Here is a 17657-nt window from a genome sequence, read left to right on the forward strand (position 1 = left end):
CCGGAACGGGTGAGTCCCGCTCACCCCGAGCCGGGTGATCCTGTCGGGATGCGGGAGGTGACCTGATGGGCACGACGGCGGCGCGGTTCCTGCAGGACCTCGACCCGGGCCGGCGCCCCGACCTGCCCCCGACGACCGCCGGGACGCTGCGCCTGGACATGCGCGGCGACGGCTGCACCGAGCACTGGTACCTGACCATCGCCGATCAGCAGGTGCGGGCGACCCGGTCGGCCGACGACGCCGACCTGCTGGTCCGCGCCGACCGGGCGGTCTTCGACCAGCTCGCCACCGGCCAGCTGCACCTCGCCGAGGCGCTGCTGCGCAACGAGCTGACCCTGCGCGGCGACATGGCGCTGCTGATGCTGCTGCGGCGGATCTTCCCCGGCCCGCCCGGCGCCCGGCATCCTCGTGCGCTGGGCCGGGCGGCCCTGGCGGAACAGGAGCGGTCGCGATGAGGCAGGAGCAGGTGCATGTGATCGCCGGTAACGTTTTCGCGATCAGCGACGCCCAGGGCGACATGGAGGTCGACCCACAGGCGCCTGTCGGTCTCTTCTCGTTCGACACCCGATTCCTGTCCCGGTGGGTGCTCAGCGTCGACGGGGAACGCCTCAACGCCCTCTCCCGGGACGACATGACGTACTTCGAGACCCGGTTCTTCCTGGTGCCGGGCGCGGCCAGCCACTACGTGGACGCCGACGTGTCGATCATCCGGCACCGCTCGGTGCACGACTGCCTGCACGAGCAGATCACAGTGCTCAACCACTCGGCGAAGCCCGCCGACTTCACGGTGCGGATGGAGGTGGGCGCCGACTTCACCGACATCGCGGAGATCGCCGACGTCGCGCAGCTCCGACCGCGCAACGTCCACGTCACGACCGACACCCACCGCGCGGCACTCGTGCTGCGCTACGAGCGGGAGCGGTTCGGCCGCGTCACCACCGTGCGCAGCACCGCCCCCGCCGAGGTCGACGGGGGGGGGCTGACGTTCCGAATCCGGGTTCCGGCCGAGGGGACGTGGGAGACCACCCTGCACGTCAGCATGACGATGCAGGGCGAGGGTGACCGGGACATGCGTGCCGACCTGGAGTCGCACCAGCAGAACGTGCGGGACGGAATGGGCGACGACCTGACCGCTTGGCTGAGCCGGGCCCCGCAGCTGGTGGCCGAGCGGGACGGCCTGGAGGAGACGTACCAGGGCGCTCTGGCCGCCCTGGCGGCGCTGCGGTACCAACCGCTCGCGTACACCGACCGGGTGCCGGTCGGCGGCCTGCCGTGGGCGATGGGAATGTGCGGGCGGGACGCCATCGTCGCCTGTGTGCAGAGCCTGGCGTTCACTCCCGAACTGGCCCGCGCGACGCTGCGGATGCTGGCGCTGTTGCAGGGTGGCCAGCTCGACGACGACCACGACGAGGAGCCGGGCAAGATCCTGGTCCAGCTGCGCTACGGCGAGTTGGCCGCCTTCGGCGAGCGGCCGAACGCGCTGTACTACGGCGCCGCCGACACCACCCCGCTGTTCGTGGTCCTGCTCGACGAGTACGAGCGGTGGTCAGGCGACGCGGACCTGGTTCGCGAGCTGCGCCACCCGGCCCGGCTGGCGCTGGACTGGATCGACGAGTACGGCGACCTGACCGGTGACGGCTACCTGCGCTACCAGCGCCGCAACGAGCGCCACGGCGCGGTGAACCAGTCCTGGAAGGACTCCCCGGACGCGATCGTCGACGCGCACGGGCGGCTGCCCGCGTTTCCCCGCGCCACCTGCGAGTTGCAGGGCTACGCGTACGACGCGAAGCGGCGCGGCGCCCGGCTGGCCCGCGAGTTCTGGGGTGAACCCGAGTACGCCGACCGGCTCGATCGGGAGGCGGTGGCGCTCAAGGAGCGGTTCAACAGGGACTTCTGGCTGCCGCACCGCGAGTACTACGCGTTGGCGCTGGACCCGTACGGCGAGCCGGTCGACGCGCTGGCGTCCAACATCGGGCACCTGCTGTGGAGCGGGATCGTCACGGACGATCGCGCCGAGGCGGTCGCCGAGCACCTGCTCGGTCCGCAGCTGTTCAACGGCTGGGGCGTGCGGACGTTCGCCACCGGGCAGCGCCCGTACAACCCGGTGGGTTCGCACCTGGGTGCGGTGTGGCCGTCGGACAACGCCCTGATCGCGGCCGGTCTGCGGCACTACCGTTTCGACGCGCACGCGGCCCGGATCGCGGCCGGCATCTTCGACATGGCGCAGACGCTGGGCGGGGCGGTGCCGGAGCTGATCGCCGGCTACGAGCGGAGCCTGACGAAGTATCCGGTCCAGTTGCCCTCGGCCGGTCGGCCCCAGTCGTGGTCCTCCGGCGCGCTGCTGATGTTGCTGGGCACCCTGTTGGGTCTGCGACCCACGGGCGAGGACCTGCTGGTGAACCCCGCCCTGCCTCCCGGCTTCGGCGGTGTGGAGCTGCTCGACATCCCCGGTCGTTGGGGGCACACCGACGCGTACGCCGGTGATCGCTCCACCCGCCCGGCGGGTCGACGACGATCGTGAGTCAGTGGCCGTCGCTCCGGTTTGTCGTACCGCCCGAGGCCTGATCGGGGGGTGCGGACCGGTGGGCCGGGGGAGGGCGCCGGCGGTGCGCCTGGGCGCGGCGGAAGCCCTGCACCGCGGGCCCCAGGCCGGCCAGTTCGTCGGGGCGCGGCGCGGCGCGCACCGCCGTCAGGAGCAGCACGACCGGACGCGTGCCTGTGGACGGGTCGACGGGGAAACCGCCGAGCAGCCGTTCGGCGGTTTCCTGGTCCATCCGGTCCGCGTTCATCTCGTGTCCCTCAGCGCCGACCCCTCGGGCGATGTCACATCCGCGCGGCGTGGAAAGGGGCGGTGACAGCACGAGGCGAAGCGCCGGAGAGGGCGGCCGGGGCTCAGCCCATGGTCTTCGACCCGTCGATCGCCTCGCGCAGGATGTCTGCGTGCCCCGCGTGCTGGGACGTCTCGGCGATGAGGTGCAGCAGCACCCGGCGGACAGTCCAGCTCGCACCCGGCTCGAACCACGGCGCCTGCGGCAGCGGGTGGGCCGCGTCCAGATCGAGGGTGGCGATCAGCTCGTCGGTGTGGTCGGCCACCGCGCGGAACCGCTCGACGAGGCCGGCCAGGGTCTCGCCCGGCGCCATCCGGAACTGACCGACCCAGTCGATCTCCTCGCGCTGCATCGCCTCCGCGCCGCCCACGGCGAAGAGCATCCACCGCTCCTCGGTGCCGGCGACGTGCTTGATCAGCCCGCCGGGGCAGAGCTCGCTCACCGTGCTGCGCGCCGCGGCCTGCTCGTCGGTCAGCCCGTCGACGGTCTGCAGGAGGAAGCCCCGGTGCCGGCGCAGCGTCTGCAGCAGGTCGGCGCGTTCCCCGGTGAGCTGCGCGGTGCTGGTCATGGTGGTGCCCTTCCGTCGAGGTCCGGTCGAGCGTCAGCCTAGGACCGGGCACCGACACTTCGGGGCGGACACGACGAGAGCGCCGGCCGCCAGCGGTTGCCGATCGGTGCGCGGGACTGTCCACTGAACGACATGGGTGTGATCAAGGTGGGCACGTCGTCCTGGGCGGACCAGACGTTGCTGCGCTCCGGCTGGTATCCGCGCTCGGCCAACACGCCGGCCGGCAGGTTGGCTTTCTACGCCGGCCGCTTCCCGCTGGTCGAGGTGGACACGTCCTACTACGCCGTTCCGGTGCCGGAGACCACGCACGGCTGGGTCGACGCGACGCCTGACGACTTCACCTTCGACGTCAAGGCGTTCAGCCTCTTCACCGGTCATCCGACGCCGGTGGCCGCGCTGCCCCGGGACCTGCGACCGGCCTCCGGCCCGAGCCGGGTCCGCCGTCGCGATCTGCCCGAGCAGGCGTACGACGAGCTGTGGGCCCGTTTCCGGGCGGCGCTGGACCCGATCGCGGCCGCCGGCAAGCTGGGCGCGGTGCTGTTGCAGTTCCCGCCCTGGCTGGCGCGCGGGGCTGCCGCCGAACGCCGGATCGTCGAGCTGGCGCAGCGGTGCCGGCCGTGGCGGGTCGCGGTGGAGCTGCGGCACGGGTCCTGGTTCGACGGGGCCGCCGCGGCCACGACCCTGGAGCTGCTGGGCGCGCACGACCTCTCACTGGTCTGCGTCGACATGCCGCAGGGGCATCCGTCATCGGTGCCGCCGATCCTGACCCGGACGGCGGAGCCGGCGATCGTCCGCTTCCACGGTCACAGCGACGCGTGGCGCGACGGCGACAAGCAGGACAAGTTCCGCTACGCGTACGACGAGTCGGAGCTGCGCGACTGGGCCGCGCGCCTGGCGGCGCTGGCCGCGGACGTCGACGACCTGCACGTGCTGTTCAACAACTGCTGCGCCGGGCAGGCCCAGCGCGACGCCACCCGGTTGGCGCAGGTGCTCGCCGAGACGATGCTCGCCGAGCCGCGGGTGCCGGCCGGGCCGCGCCGAGCGGCGGACGATCAGGCCGTCTCGGCGCGGGCCACTTCGGGCGGCTGACGGCCCGCTACCCGCGTGTGCCCTCGTCGGGCAGGGCACGCGGGCAGCGCGGTCGATCAGGAACGGCGACCCCGGGTGCGCAGCGCGTCCTGGCTCAGCTCGGTCACGTCCGCGTCGTCGGGGAAGCTTCGACCGCTGGGCGCCGGGTCCGGTGGCGCGCCGGGTCCGGCCATCGTGGTCCGGGTGGGCTCGACAGAACCGAAGCCGTGCCTACCGGCCGGACCGCTCGGGCCGGCCGGGGCACCCGCGCGCCGTTCACCGCGCCGCCCCTCGGGTACCGCCGTCTCCTCGCTACCCTCGTCCATCGGCGAGTCGTCGTCGGCGCCCCAGGGCGCGTCGGCGTCGAAACCGTCAGCGGTGCCCCACGGGTTGACCGCCTCCGGTTCCGGCCGGTCGCCGCCGCCACTGCTGCGTCCCTCGTGTGCCGTCATGGCCACCTCGCTCGTCGGTCCGCCGCTACCGACGGACGGATTGCCACGTCCCCGGGCCGGTCCTGCCCGCTCGGCACGCCGTGTCGCGTGGCGGGCGGGCAGGGTCGGCCGTGTCCCGTCGTCGACGGTCCGGCGGGCCGCCGACCGGCCCGACGCTCAGCGTCCGGCCATGGCCATCTGCCGCTTGCCGACGCCCATGCCCATCTTCGCGATGCCCATCGGGGCGTTGCGCATCCCGCCGGTACGGCTGAGGATCCCGCGCAACACCTGACCGGGCTTCTGCTGCTCACCCATGTACGCGGTGACCACGACAAGCGATCCGGTCAGCGCCGGAATCGCCCACTGGAGCAGCTTCATCTGCCGCTGTGACGAGGCGACGCTGGCCGGCGTCTGGTGGTTGGGCTCGGTGGCGCCGTTCACCGGCGGGCCACCCGCCTTCTCCAGCCGCATGCCGACCAACCGGCTGTAGCCGGTGACCGCGAGCGCGCCGATCGTCAGCGCCGTCTTGAGGGCGCTGGCCCGGCCGACTCCGCGCTGGGCCGCCACCCGTGGGCTCTCCGTGACCAGTTCGCCGACCGCCCCGGCCAGGTGCGCGCCGATCGCGGCCGCGTTGACCGGGGTCCACCTCGACCATCCGGCCGAGGCGACCGGCAGCCGCTGGGTCGAGTCGTTGATTTTCGCCGCTGCGCCGTTGACGCCGAAGGCACCCATGAGGGAGCCGCCGAACCAGGCCGCCAGACCCAGATCGTGCATCGAGCGCAGTGCGGTGTGTCGTTCGGACATGTGATCCCCTTCCGCCGTGTCGGGCGATGCGGCTTACCCGCCGCCCGAGCGGCTAACCCCGTCGCCTGCCGGCCGAATCCCCGCCGCACCGCCACGACCGGGACATCCGCGCGTCGCGGCCCGCAATCGCCGTCGGGGGAGTCGTCAGCGCGGTGGCGGGTAGACCCCCTGCGACGTCGACGGAGAGGGGAACGGCATGTCGCAGCCGGACGAGGTCCGCGAGAAGACCCCCAAGACCGACGCGGTGCTCATGCACCCGGACAACGATCCGCACCGGAACACCGCGGAGGTCGCGCCGCGCAAGGATCACGCACAGATCCAGGTGGAACGCGACGACGAGCTGGTTCCGCTGGACCAGGAGGAGTGAGCCGGACGGGCCGCCCCGAGCAGCCGGTGCGGCTGGGCGGGGCGGCGACCCGGACGCGACGGAGGCCCCGCCGGGTGGCGGGGCCTCCGGTGGCGCGACCGGTCAGGAGACGGAGATCGACCCGTCGCCGGCGCGGACGCACGACACCGCGCGTGCGGCGGTGACGGCGGCGCCGGCGAGGCACCGACCGAGCACCTGGTGGCCGGTGGCGTTCGGGTGCCACGACTCCTGGCAGGTCTGGAAGTAGCTGACGCAGGTGTTGGCGATCCGCTGAATGGCGATCTTGTCCTTGCCGGCGAGGCTGGTCACGAAGGTGCCGGTCGCGCCGTCCTGCAGCCGGATGGGGGTGGCCAGCGCGCCGGTCGGGCTGGACGTCGACTCGCACAGCCGCGCGCCGTCGAAGGCCCGCTGCACGTTGAGGTAGACCAGGTCGTCGGCGGGGAACTCGGCGGCCAGGGTGTCCCGGGTGGACTTCACGATGCCGCCCAGGCCCTGCGAGAAGCGGTGCCCGGGGGCGAGGCTGGCCCGGTGGATCGGGCAGCCGGCCGCGTACCGCTCGGCGCCGAGGTCACGGAACTTGTCCCGGGTGTCGTCCCGGCCGTCCTCCTCGTAGTACGCCGGGTTCAGGTCCAGCGGCAGCGGGTTGGTGTAGTCCTGGAACACCACCCGGTGCTGGCCGTCCGCGTCCACCTGGTCCAGGGTGGTCAGGATCTGGCGTACGGCGGCGGTGGTCTCCGCGGTCGCGGCGCTGAGCTGCGCGGCGGTGGCCAGGTCGGCGTCGCTGCACGGCTTCTGCTCCACCGGCCCGTTCAGGTACGCCCAGAACTCCCACCAGCCCGTCCAGGCGTCGGCGATGAACCGGTTGGCGCACGTCTCCGCCACGCTGCCGAAGGTGAACGAGCTGTTGTTGGATCCCAGGCCGATCAGCACCAGGTCGATGTCCTGGGTCTGCGCGACGGCGCGCAGCTGGTCGAGCTGGGCGGCCACCGTACGGCCCTTCTCCCGTGCCGCCGAGGCGGTGGCGATGTCGCGCGGCTGGCCGCCGGAGCAGGCCAGGTTGAACCGGTTCTGGATGCCCGGCAGGTTCGCCTGGTTGAGCGAGGCGTTCGCCGACCGGTGGCAGAAGAAGGCGTTGTTGTTCGGCGCGCTCCAGCCGGGGAAGCCCTGGCTGACCCCGTTGGCGTCGACCACCGGGGTGTACGCCCCGGCGCCCTCGCCACTGATGAAGCTGTCGCCGAGCGCCACGGCGGCGGTGGGCAGCGCGGCGGTCGCGGGGGCGGGCAGCGCGACGGCGGTCGACAGCGCTGCCGTGACGATCGTGAGTGCCGCGGCGAGCGCGGTACGGCGGAACCTGGGCATGGGGCTCCCAACCATCGAAAGATGAAAGATTCTCTGAGAGCGCGATCAGATCACCCTTGTGCAACGGGCGTCAATGGCCTGTAACAGACTCGTTCGGCGAAAGACACGAATGCGTCGGCGCGCCACTCGGTGTCCACGTGGCAGCGACCACTGCCCGCGCTCGCCGCCGACCGGATCCTCGCTCTCGGCCCCCCGGCCTGCGCATCGGTGTCCACGCTCCGACCGCCGCCGGCACCTCGGCCACGAACCGGCCGAGCGGATCGCCGCGCGCGGCAGGCCCGTGCAACGGGCCACTGTGGACGGCGTCAAACGCCCCCGGTCACGCCACCCCGTCGGCTGCCGCGCCGACCTGTCGGCCGGGCCGCTGGCGGCGCCGCCACACGGCCGCGCCGACCGCGTTCAGGCCAACACCCCAGATCAGCAGGACACAGAACCACTGCACCCACCGCAGCAGGCTCATCTCCCCGGAGAGCAGATTGCGCGCACTGCCCAACGGAGTGAGCCACGGCTGGGCCGCGCCCGCCTGAACGACCTCCAGCAGCCCGAGCAGCCCCAGCGGCAGGACGATCGTGGCCGCGAAAGCGCTCGTCGGCGACCGCAACAGCAGACCCAGCCCGGTGCCCACCAGGCCGGCGAGGATCTGCACCAACACGCTGCCCACCGCGACCGTTCCGGCGTGCCGCCACGGCTCGTCGGCGACAGTGGTCGGTGCGAGGGCCAGCGTCGCGGCGCAGACCAGCACGCCGACCACGCCGATCACGGCGGCCGGCAACACCACCGCCAGCACCGTGGGGAGCACGCCGACCGTGGCGGGCGCCCGACGCAGATCGCGCACCAGCAGGACGCCGAAGAGCGGCGTCACGACCGACATCAGGCTCTGGACCGCGCCCGACAGCTCGGTGAACGTCCGCTCGGCGGGAGCCGCCGCCGCGACCAGCGCCACCGCCGTGAGCAGCCCTCCCAGTAGGGTGCCCACCAGCAGCCAACGCCGTGCCCGCGTGCCGAGGGCCCGCCCGGGGGCGTCACGTGTCGTCTCGTCCATCCCGGTCGCCTCCCGCCGCTCGGCCGCCCGCGGATCGTCCGGCGCGGACCACCAGCGGCGTACCCCGACCTCGCGGTCCTGGATCTGGACCCGGACCGGTGCGAGCCCGGCGCCGCCCCGCGCCAACCAGCCGCGATCACCGCTCAGCGTACCGGCGGAGGTTCCGTTGCGTGATCCCATGATCGCTGACCGACTGTCTGGTGGCTCACGTCCGGCGACTGACGCGCGGCGGTTCGCGTAGGTCCTCCGGGAGTTGTCTCAGCCTCGGGCTAGGCTCGCTGCGGCGCGCCACGCCGGCTGACATCGCCGGTGACGGGCAGCACACCGCCGAGACCGGGGAGTACGACCAGTTGACCGCAGAGCCTGACACCCTGTACGGGGCCGATGACCTCACCCACCTTGAGGGGCTGGACGCTGTCCGCAAGCGGCCCGGCATGTACATCGGTTCCACCGACAGCCGTGGCGTGGGTCACCTCGTCAACGAGATCCTCGACAACTCCACCGACGAGGGTGTGGCCGGTCACGCCACCACCGTCGAGGTGATCCTGCACGCCGACGGCTCGGTGCAGGTCGACGACGACGGCCGCGGCATCCCCACCGACGTGCACGCCAAGTCCGGCATCTCCGGCGTCGAGCTGGTGCTGACCCGCCTGCACGCCGGCGGCAAGTTCGGCGGCTCCGGCTACAAGACCTCCGGCGGCCTGCACGGCGTCGGCGCCTCGGCGGTCAACGCGCTGTCCCGCCGCTTCGACGTGACCGTCCGCCGGGCCGGCAAGGTCCACGCGATGTCGTTCCGGCACGGCGTCCCGGGGATCTTCGACGGCGACGGGCCGGACGCGCCGTTCACCGCCGGCCCCGGCCTCCAGGTGAGCGGCGCGATGAAGCGTGGCCAGCGCACCGGCACCTCGATCCGCTGGTGGCACGACGCCCGCTACTTCGAGACCGGCGCGGCGCTCGACGTCGACGCCGTCCGGATGAAGCTGCGCAACACCGCGTTCCTGGTCCCCGGCGTGACGTACCTGCTGCGCGACCTCACCGGCGAGACCCCCGCCGAGGAGCGGTTCCACTACCCCAACGGGCTCAGCGACATGGTCGAGTTCCTCGCGCCGGCCGGCGACCGGCCGGTCTCCGGCATGCTGCTGGTCAACGGCGAGGGGACATACCGGGAGAACGCCGCCGACGCCAACGGCGTCATGCAGTCCAACGTGCAGCGGCGCGCCGAGGTCGAGGTGGCGTTCCGGTGGGGCACCGGCTACGACCGCACCGTCGAGTGTTTCACCAACACCATCCGCAACGCCCACGGCGGCACCCACCGCAAGGGCTTCGAGCGGGCCCTCGTCCGCACCCTCGCCGACGCCGTCCGCAACACCCGCGGCCTGCTCAAGGCCAAGGAGGAGCCGCCCACCCTGGACGACGTCCTGGAGGGGATGACTGCCGTGGTGCACGTGCGGATCCCCGAACCGCAGTTCACCTCGCAGACCAAGGACGAGCTGTCCACCACAGGCATCACCAAGGTGCTCCAGACCCTTGTCGACGCGCACGTCAAGGCGTGGCTGGAGGACCGGCGCACCAAGGCCGAGGCGCGTGTCGTCCTGCAGAAGATCGTCGACGCGGCGCGGGTGCGGCTCACCCAGAAGCAACAGAAGGACGCCGCCCGGCGCAAGACCGCCCTGGAGGGCGCGTCCATGCCGCCGAAGCTTGTCGACTGTCGGGCGACGGGCATCGACCGCAGCGAGCTGTTCATCGTGGAGGGCGACAGCGCCCTCGGCACGAGCAGAATGGCACGCTCCTCGGAATACCAGGCGCTGCTGCCGATCCGCGGCAAGATCCTCAACGTGCAGAAGGCCAACCTCCAGCAGGTTCTGGACAATGCCGAGTGCGCGGCCATCGTCCAGGTGCTCGGGGCCGGCTCGGGGCGGACGTTCGACCTCGCCGCGCTGCGCTACGGCCGAGTGCTGATCATGGCCGACGCCGACGTGGACGGCGCGCACATCCGTACGCTGCTGATCACCCTCTTCGCCAGGTACATGCGGCCGCTGATCGAGGCCGGTCGGCTCTACGCCGCCATGCCGCCCCTGCACAAGATCACCACCAGGGGGCGTAGCCCGCAGACGGTCTACACCTACACCCAGGCCGAGATGGAGACGACGGTCCGCAAGCTGGAGAAGGCCGGCAAGCAGATCGTCACGCCCATCCCGCGTTTCAAGGGTCTCGGTGAGATGGACGCCGACGAGCTGTGGGACACCACGATGAACCCCGCCACCCGCGCCGTTCGCCGGATCACCCTCGACGACGTGGACGCCGCCGAGCGCATCCTCGAACTGCTGATGGGCGAGAAGGTCGAGCCGCGCCGCAACTGGCTGATCGACTCGGCCGACCGCGTCGACCGCGATGCGATCGACGCATGAGCACCGCTGCCGTTCGAGGGGAAAGCTGAGTCATGGCACGCCGTAAGGAAAACAAGGTCGACCTCTCCTCGTTCGACCAAGCCGGCGCGCGGGTCTTCGACAACCCGCTGGTCACCGAGGTCTCCGACTCCTACCTGGAGTACGCGTTCTCGGTCATCCACTCCCGTGCGCTGCCGGACGCGCGCGACGGCCTCAAGCCCGTGCACCGCCGCATCCTCTGGTCCATGTACGAACAGGGCTACCGCCCCGATCGTGGACATGTGAAGTCTGCCCGAATTGTCGGGGATACGATGGGCAAGTACCATCCGCACGGCGACACCGCGATCTACGACGCCATGGTCCGCCTCGCGCAGGACTTCTCGCTCAACGTGCCCCTCATCGACGGGCACGGCAACTTCGGATCTCCGGACGATGGCCCGGCGGCCAGCCGCTACACCGAGGCGCGGATGTCGCGCGAGGCCATGCTGCTCGTCGGTGAGCTGGGCGAGGACACGGTCGACGTCGAGCCCAACTACGACGGGTCGCTGACCCAGCCGACGGTGCTGCCGGCGGCCTTCCCCAACCTGCTGGTCAACGGCGCGTCCGGGATCGCGGTCGGGATGGCCACGAACATGATCCCGCACAACCTCGCCGAGGTCGTCTCCGCGGCCCGCTGGCTGATCAACCACCCGGACGCCACTCTGGACCGGCTCATGGAGTTCGTCCCCGGCCCCGACCTGCCCACCGGCGGGGTGCTGCTCGGCCTGGACGAGGTGCGCCGCGCGTACGAGACGGGGCGCGGCGTCGTCCGGATGCGCGGCAAGGTGGAGATCGGCCCGATCGAGGGCAGCCGGGGCCGCCAGGCGATCACAGTGGTCGAGTTGCCCTACGGCGTCGGCGCGGAGAAGGTCATCGCGGCGATCACCAACGAGGTCACCAAGACCAAGCGGCTGACCGGCATCGCGGACGTCAAGGACCTCACCGACCGGGAGAGCGGCACCCGCCTGGTCGTCGAGTGCAAGGTGGGGGTCAACCCGCAGGCGCTGCTGGCCGACCTCTACCGGTTGACCCCGCTGGAGCAGTCCTTCGGCGTCAACAACCTGGTGCTTGTCGACGGGCAGCCCCGTACCCTCGGGTTGAAGGCGCTGCTGGAGGTCTTCCTGGCGCACCGGTACGAGGTGATCACCCGACGCAGCTCGTTCCGCCGACGCAAGCGTCAGGAGCGGCTGCACCTGGTCGACGGTCTGCTGATCGCACTGCTGGACATCGACCGCGTGGTGCGCCTGATCCGGGGCAGTGACGACGCGCAGGCGGCCAAGGACGGGCTGATGAGCCATTTCGGCCTCTCCGACATCCAGGCCACCTACATCCTGGACACTCCGCTGCGCCGGTTGACCAAGTTCGACCGGATCGAGCTGGAGGCCGAGCAGGAGCGGCTGCGCGCCGAGATCACCGAGCTGTCCACGATCCTCGACGACGAGCGGGTGCTCAAGAAGCTGGTCTCCGACGAGCTGGCCGCAGTGGTCAAGCAGTTCGGCAGCGAACGGCGGACGACGCTCGTCGACGGCGACCTCAAGGAGGTGCTCGCCGCGTCCGTGCCGGCCGGCCCGCTGGAGGTCGCCGACGACCCGTGCCAGGTCATCCTCTCCGCGACCGGGCTTGTCGCCCGCACCGCGGCGGAGTCGGAGGAGAGCGCCGAGGGGCGTCGGCGCAACGGCCGGGTCAAGCACGACACCGTACGCGCGATCGTGCACTCCACCGCCCGTGGTCGGGTGCTGCTGATCACCAGCGCGGGCCGCGCGTTCAAGATCGACGTCCTGCCGCTGCCGGTCCTGCCCGAGCAGGCCGGCACGGTGTCGCTGCGCGGCGGCATGTCCGCCGCCGAACTGGTGCCGTTGGAGGCGGGGGAGACCGTGGTCGGCCTGGCGCCGCTCGGCGGTGCGGCGGACACGTCACCCGGGCTGGCGCTGGGCACCCGCCAGGGCGTGGTGAAGATCTGCGCACCGGAGTGGCCGGTGCGGTCCGACGAGTTCGACGTGATCGGCTTGCGCGACGGTGACGAGGTCGTCGGCGCGACCTGGCTGAGCGACGGTGCCGAGACGCTGACCTTTGTGACCTCCGAGGCGTCGCTGCTGCGCTTCGCCGCCGGGTTGGTGCGCCCGCAGGGGCTCAAGGGCGGCGGGATGGCCGGCATCAACCTGCCGGCCGGGGCTCGGGTGGTCTTCTTCGGCGCGGTGCGCACCGACGATCCGGGGCACGGCGAGCCGATGGTCGTGACGTCCACCGGGGCGACGGTCAAGGTGACACCGTTCAAGGCGTACCCGGCGAAGGGCCGGGCGACCGGCGGTGTGCGTGCGCACCGCTTCCTCAAGGACGAGACGGACGTGGCGGTCGCCTGGGTCGGGCCGCGCCCGGTCGGCGCGACCGGCACCGGCGAGCCGGTGGAGCTACCGGCAGCGGACCCCCGCCGCGACGGCAGCGGCTTCGCGGTCATGCTCGGCCCAACTGTCGTAGGCCACCTGATCGAACGCGACTAACCAACCCGACCCCAAACCCAAACCCCAACCCCCTGCGCTCGTCGATCATGAAGTTATTGCCGCGACACGCCGATGCCGGTGGCAATAACTTCATGATCAATCTGGGCGGGGCGGGGCGGGGCGGGGCGGGGGCGGGGGCGGGGAGAGGGGGGTTAGGCGACGTTGATGGGGCGGAACTGGACGCTCACCCTTGGGCCTACCGGGCGGGTGGTCTTGGGGATGGCGTGTTCCCAGGTGCGTTGGCAGGAGCCACCCATCACGATGAGGTCGCCGTGGCCCACCGGGAAACGCAGGCTGTCGCCACCACCTCCGCGCGGGCGCAGCAGCAGCGGCCGGGGCGACCCGAACGAGACGATCGCGACAATTGTGTCGCTGTGCGCGGAACGGCCGATGGTGTCACCGTGCCAGGCGACGCTGTCCCGGCCGGAGCGGTAGAGGCACATCCCGGCGGTGACGAACGGCTCACCCAACTCGGGGGCAAAGTGCCGGGTCAGCTCGGCTCGTGCCGAGGTGAGCACGGGGTGCGGCAGGTCCCGATCACCGCCGTACCAGCAGAGCAGGCGGGGCACGTCGACCTCGCTGTCGTACATGGTGCGCCGCTCGGCCCGCCATGGCACCCCGGTGAGCAGGGTGTCGAGGACCGCATCGGAACCGTGCACCCAGCCGGGGAGGTGGTCGACCCAGGCGCCCCGGCTCAGGTGATGCCGCCGGATCTGGCCGGGCAGTGGCCCCAGGGTCGGCTCCGCGTCCGTCAGGTCGAGCATCGACGGCTGGTAGGCGGCAGGCGTCATGAGGCCACCCTAGCAGCACTTTAGTACACCCGTGCTAGCCGCTTGCCGCCGTCCCCGCGGCTGTCGCGTTGTGCTTCGCCACCAGAGCCGGAAGGTCGTCCAGCGAGTCGATGCGGAACAGGCACCGCTCGGCCTCTGCCGGCAGGTCGAGGATGTGCCCCCAGGGGCCGCGTCGGATCAGGCAGGTCGTCATGCCCGCCTCGGCGGCCGGGCGTACGTCGTTGTCTGGCCGGTCGCCGACGTACAGGATCGACGACGGGTCGCCGCCGCCGGCGTGGATGACGCGTTCGAAGAAGGCCGGTGACGGTTTCGCCACTCCCCAACCGGTCGATGTGCCGATCATGTCCACGGGAAGGTCGAGGGCGTGCAGGAGCGCTTCGGCGTGGGCTGGTTGGTTGCCGGCCAGCCCCACGAACAGGCCCTGCTCCTTGAGGGCGGCCAGGCACCCACGCGCATCGGGGTAGAGGTCCTCTTCGCCGAACCACTCCGGTTTGCCGGCGGCGGCTCGGCGTTCCAGCTCGACCGCGAGGTCGAAATCGGGCCGGAAGGCCCGGAACGTCTCCTGCCAGTCCAGACCGCGGGCGATCACGGCACCGAGGACCGCCGAGAGTGTGTGCCGTGGAACGCCGAACCAGTCCGCCCAGCCCGCGAACTCGCGGGACTCGTCGAGGATGGTTCCGCCGACATCGAAGACAACCGCACGGATCATGTGTCGCTCCCCGTTACACGTTTGCGCTGTCAGCGCATGGTAGGCGGGGGAGAGCCCCCAGAGTGTGCCCGTCAGTCGCCGACGGGCGCGGGCCGTACGGCGTCGAACACCGCGTCCACGACGCGCGCCCGGCCCCGCCCGTCGACTGTGGACCAGGCCCGCGCGGCCAGCGCCGCGCGGCGCTGCGGCGAGCTGAGCAGCCCGTGCAGGGTCCGCGCCGCGGCCGCCCGGGCGGCCCGTCCGGGCACCCCGGCGACGGTCAGCTCCGGCAGCTCGCCGAGGCCGACGGCCACGCCGTGCCGAACCACCCGGGTGTACGACTCGCGTTGGTTGTCGACCACGCAGACCAGCGCCGCGGGTGCGCCGAGGCAGCAGAATTCCCAGGTGGAGGTGCCGGCGGCGCTGACCACCAGGTCGGCCTCGATCATCAGTGACGGCAACGAGCCGGTGGGCGCGACCGGACGCACGATCTGCCCTCGCCCGGGGGTGATCTCCTCCAGCTCGGTCTCGATCTCGGGTCGGCCGACGACGACCGTGAGGTCCATGGGGTGACCGGTGGACAGCAGCACGCGGGTGAGCACCGGGGCCGCGCCGGCGGCGTCGGTGCCGCCGAAGAAGGCCAGCACCCGGGGTCGGCTGACTGTCGTGGCGGGCCGGGGGACCGGTGGTCGGGAGGTGATCAGGGAGTCGCGCAGCAGGGCGTACGCACTGCCGGCGAGCAGCCGTCCGGGCAGCTCGGTCGACTCCGCTCCGAAGTTCTGGTCGAGGTAGAGGTCGGCGATCTGGCCCCGGCTGTCCCCGTCGATCACGGCGAGGGTGAACACGCCGGCAGCGCGCAGGGCGCCCGCCCCGGCCGGGTCCAGCTCGTAGGAGTCGAGAACCAGCACGTCCAGCTCGTGGCGGCGGGCTGCCTCGACCAGTTCGGCAGGCGAATCCGGGCCTGGGTGCAGGGGGATGCCCCGCGCGGTGAGCTCCGCGGTGGCCCAGGGGAGCCGTTCGACGGCGCCGAACACGGCGACGTGGGCGCCCCGGGCGAGGAACTCCTCAGCGAGCGCCAGGCAGCGGACGAGATGGCCGACGCCGCGCTGCGGTCCGGCGTCGCAGCGCAACCCGATCCGGAGGGTGGTCAGGACTCCTCCAGCTGCTTCCGTCGTACGTCGACGTCGAGTGCGCGCGTCGGCTCCTTGAGCACGCCGCCACGTTCGACGACCCGGGTGGCCAGCTCTGGAACCTGATGTGGCCGGCGTTCGTGGAATCTCTGAACTCCCGCCCGGCGGAAGGTCGACGTCCACCGCAGGTCCGGTCCGCCATCAGGGCAGCCCGCGCCTACCCGTTCCGCGTTGCAGGGGTGGAACGCGTCCGGTTCACCCAGAAGTGCCCCGGGTAGGGTACCCGGGTACGGCCGCTGCTGGGCCGTCGCGGGCGTCGCCGTCCGATGTCGCACCGAGGAGGACACGCACGTGCTGGTGACCCTGCCGAGCCTCGGGATCCCGGCATGACGAGCGCCGCCGCCGCGACGGCCGCCCGGTCCGCCCCCGCGCCGGCCCGGCTGCCCTCGCTGACCGGGCTGCGTTGGATCGCCGCGTTGCTGGTCTTCGGCTTCCACGTCGGGACGATGCGGATCATCGCCGAGCCGGACTACAAGGCCGTGGTCGACGTGCTGTTCACCCTCGGCCTGTCCGGGGTGCAGTTCTTCTTCATCCTGAGCGGTTTCGTGCTGGTCTGGTCGGCCCGCGCGGGGGAGTCCCGGCGTACCTTCTGGCGGCGACGGGTTGCCAAGATCTACCCGAACCATCTGGTGCTGTGGGGGGCGGCGTTGCTGGTCGCCTGGTGGTTCGCCGACGCGGTCCTGCCAGCGGCCGCGCTGGAGAACCTGCTGCTGTTGCAGGCCTGGGACCCCCGGCCGGGCTGGTTCTACAGCATCAACACCGTGAGCTGGTCGCTCTCCTGCGAGTTCTTCTTCTACCTGTGTCTGCCGCTGGCGTTGCCGCTGCTGCGCCGGGCCCGGCCGAAGCTGCTCTGGGTGCTGATCGTCGTGCTGCCGCTGCTGATCCTCGCGCTCTGGCCGGCCCAGCAGTTGGTGCCGGAGGCGAGCCGGTGGTGGTTCACCCAGGTCTTCCCACCCGTACGGTCGCTGGAGTTCTGGTTGGGCGCGGTGGCGGCCGAGCTGCTGCGCCGTGGCCTCTGGCGGGGCCCGGGGCTGACCGCAGCCAGCGTGATCTTCCTGGCCACCTGGGTTGCAGCGGCAGAGTGGATTCGGGCCGAGCTGTGGACCACGCTGCTCGCGGTGGCGTACCTGCTGGTGATCACTGCCGCCGCGGACGCGGACGTCCGGGGTAGGCGTTCGCCATGGCGGTCTCGGCCGCTGGTCTGGCTCGGCGAGGTCTCCTTCGCCTTCTACCTGGTGCATGTGCTGGTGATGACGAGCGTGCTGCGTTTCAGCGGTGACTGGGGGACCGGCTTCCGGGGCTGGCGTGGCCCCGTCGCGGTGCTCGGTTTCCTGCTCGCGAACCTGGTCCTCGCCGGGTTGCTGCACCGCTTCGTCGAGACGCCGATGATGCGCCGACTCGCGCCGCGTCGTACGGCCCGCCCGCCCGTGCCCAGACCACGCACGGCCGGGCCTCGGGCCGCCGGGGACGATGCCCACGACCCCGATGCTGTCGGGACTCAGGCCGAGCCCGGCGGGACCGACCAGCCCGACAGCCGATCACCGTACGTCGACTCGCGCTGACACCGTCCACCCTGGTCAGCAGGGTCGGCGCGGCG

Annotated in this window: 16 protein-coding genes; 7 read left to right on the top strand and 9 right to left on the bottom strand. The window is 71.9% G+C overall.

Going from position 1 to position 17657, the window contains the following annotated elements; genetic code table 11:
• Positions 1-65: 65 nt before the first annotated feature.
• Both AB0K10_RS28655 and AB0K10_RS28660 read left to right on the top strand, forming a co-directional pair.
• Positions 66-455 carry an SCP2 sterol-binding domain-containing protein gene (locus AB0K10_RS28655; protein ID WP_363688566.1) on the top strand — a complete coding sequence of 130 codons (390 nt, stop codon included), beginning with the start codon at positions 66-68 and terminating at the stop codon, positions 453-455.
• On the top strand, positions 452-2521 hold the full coding sequence (locus AB0K10_RS28660; RefSeq protein ID WP_363688568.1) for a glycogen debranching N-terminal domain-containing protein: 2070 nt from the start codon (positions 452-454) through the stop codon (positions 2519-2521). The genes AB0K10_RS28655 and AB0K10_RS28660 overlap by 4 nt, the downstream gene beginning before the upstream one ends.
• Position 2522: 1 nt before the next feature.
• Here the strand turns inward: AB0K10_RS28660 and AB0K10_RS28665 are convergent, their stop codons facing one another.
• Together AB0K10_RS28665 and AB0K10_RS28670 are read right to left on the bottom strand one after the other, a co-directional pair.
• Positions 2523-2789, bottom strand: coding sequence for a hypothetical protein (locus tag AB0K10_RS28665; protein WP_363688570.1), 267 nt, complete (start codon positions 2787-2789; stop codon positions 2523-2525).
• Between the two features lie 103 nt (positions 2790-2892).
• Positions 2893-3396, bottom strand: coding sequence for a DinB family protein (locus AB0K10_RS28670; protein ID WP_266250239.1), 504 nt, complete (start codon positions 3394-3396; stop codon positions 2893-2895).
• Between the two features lie 132 nt (positions 3397-3528).
• Here AB0K10_RS28670 and AB0K10_RS28675 point away from each other — a divergent pair, with 132 nt between their 5' ends.
• Positions 3529-4485, top strand: coding sequence for a DUF72 domain-containing protein (locus AB0K10_RS28675; RefSeq protein WP_363688572.1), 957 nt, complete (start codon positions 3529-3531; stop codon positions 4483-4485).
• Positions 4486-4541: 56 nt separating this feature from the next.
• Here the strand turns inward: AB0K10_RS28675 and AB0K10_RS28680 are convergent, their stop codons facing one another.
• The gene (locus AB0K10_RS28680) at positions 4542-4916 is read right to left on the bottom strand and encodes a hypothetical protein (RefSeq protein ID WP_363688574.1); all 375 of its coding nucleotides are present in this window, start codon (positions 4914-4916) and stop codon (positions 4542-4544) included.
• Positions 4917-5072: 156 nt separating this feature from the next.
• A complete protein-coding gene (locus tag AB0K10_RS28685) occupies positions 5073-5699 on the bottom strand; it encodes a hypothetical protein (RefSeq protein WP_266250233.1) in 627 nt (208 codons plus the stop codon).
• A 196-nt stretch (positions 5700-5895) separates the two neighbouring features.
• Between AB0K10_RS28685 and AB0K10_RS28690 the strand changes: the two genes are divergently transcribed.
• Positions 5896-6066, top strand: coding sequence for a hypothetical protein (locus tag AB0K10_RS28690; RefSeq protein ID WP_007457769.1), 171 nt, complete (start codon positions 5896-5898; stop codon positions 6064-6066).
• A 102-nt stretch (positions 6067-6168) separates the two neighbouring features.
• Here AB0K10_RS28690 and AB0K10_RS28695 read toward each other — a convergent pair whose 3' ends face one another.
• Together AB0K10_RS28695 and AB0K10_RS28700 are read right to left on the bottom strand one after the other, a co-directional pair.
• On the bottom strand, positions 6169-7425 hold the full coding sequence (locus AB0K10_RS28695; protein ID WP_363688576.1) for a hypothetical protein: 1257 nt from the start codon (positions 7423-7425) through the stop codon (positions 6169-6171).
• Between the two features lie 319 nt (positions 7426-7744).
• The gene (locus AB0K10_RS28700) at positions 7745-8647 is read right to left on the bottom strand and encodes a hypothetical protein (RefSeq protein WP_363688578.1); all 903 of its coding nucleotides are present in this window, start codon (positions 8645-8647) and stop codon (positions 7745-7747) included.
• Between the two features lie 170 nt (positions 8648-8817).
• Here AB0K10_RS28700 and AB0K10_RS28705 point away from each other — a divergent pair, with 170 nt between their 5' ends.
• Together AB0K10_RS28705 and AB0K10_RS28710 are read left to right on the top strand one after the other, a co-directional pair.
• Positions 8818-10875, top strand: coding sequence for a DNA topoisomerase IV subunit B (locus AB0K10_RS28705; RefSeq protein WP_363688580.1), 2058 nt, complete (start codon positions 8818-8820; stop codon positions 10873-10875).
• Between the two features lie 32 nt (positions 10876-10907).
• Positions 10908-13391 (top strand): DNA topoisomerase IV subunit A, encoded by a 2484-nt coding sequence (locus tag AB0K10_RS28710; protein ID WP_363688582.1) that lies wholly within the window; start codon positions 10908-10910, stop codon positions 13389-13391.
• A 152-nt stretch (positions 13392-13543) separates the two neighbouring features.
• Here the strand turns inward: AB0K10_RS28710 and AB0K10_RS28715 are convergent, their stop codons facing one another.
• From AB0K10_RS28715 to AB0K10_RS28725, 3 genes are all read right to left on the bottom strand, one after another.
• The gene (locus AB0K10_RS28715) at positions 13544-14182 is read right to left on the bottom strand and encodes an alpha-ketoglutarate-dependent dioxygenase AlkB (RefSeq protein ID WP_363688584.1); all 639 of its coding nucleotides are present in this window, start codon (positions 14180-14182) and stop codon (positions 13544-13546) included.
• 34 nt (positions 14183-14216) lie between these two features.
• Complete coding sequence (locus AB0K10_RS28720) at positions 14217-14891, bottom strand: HAD family hydrolase (RefSeq protein ID WP_363688586.1); 675 nt, start codon at positions 14889-14891, stop codon at positions 14217-14219.
• A gap of 71 nt (positions 14892-14962) precedes the next feature.
• Complete coding sequence (locus AB0K10_RS28725; protein WP_363688660.1) at positions 14963-16021, bottom strand: spore coat protein; 1059 nt, start codon at positions 16019-16021, stop codon at positions 14963-14965.
• A 365-nt stretch (positions 16022-16386) separates the two neighbouring features.
• On the opposite strand from AB0K10_RS28725, the gene AB0K10_RS28730 reads away from it, so the two are divergent.
• On the top strand, positions 16387-17622 hold the full coding sequence (locus tag AB0K10_RS28730; protein WP_363688588.1) for an acyltransferase: 1236 nt from the start codon (positions 16387-16389) through the stop codon (positions 17620-17622).
• Positions 17623-17657 lie beyond the last annotated feature (35 nt).

Origin of the sequence: Micromonospora sp. NPDC049274, from assembly GCF_040678875.1 — a bacterium.
GTDB lineage: Bacteria > Actinomycetota > Actinomycetes > Mycobacteriales > Micromonosporaceae > Micromonospora.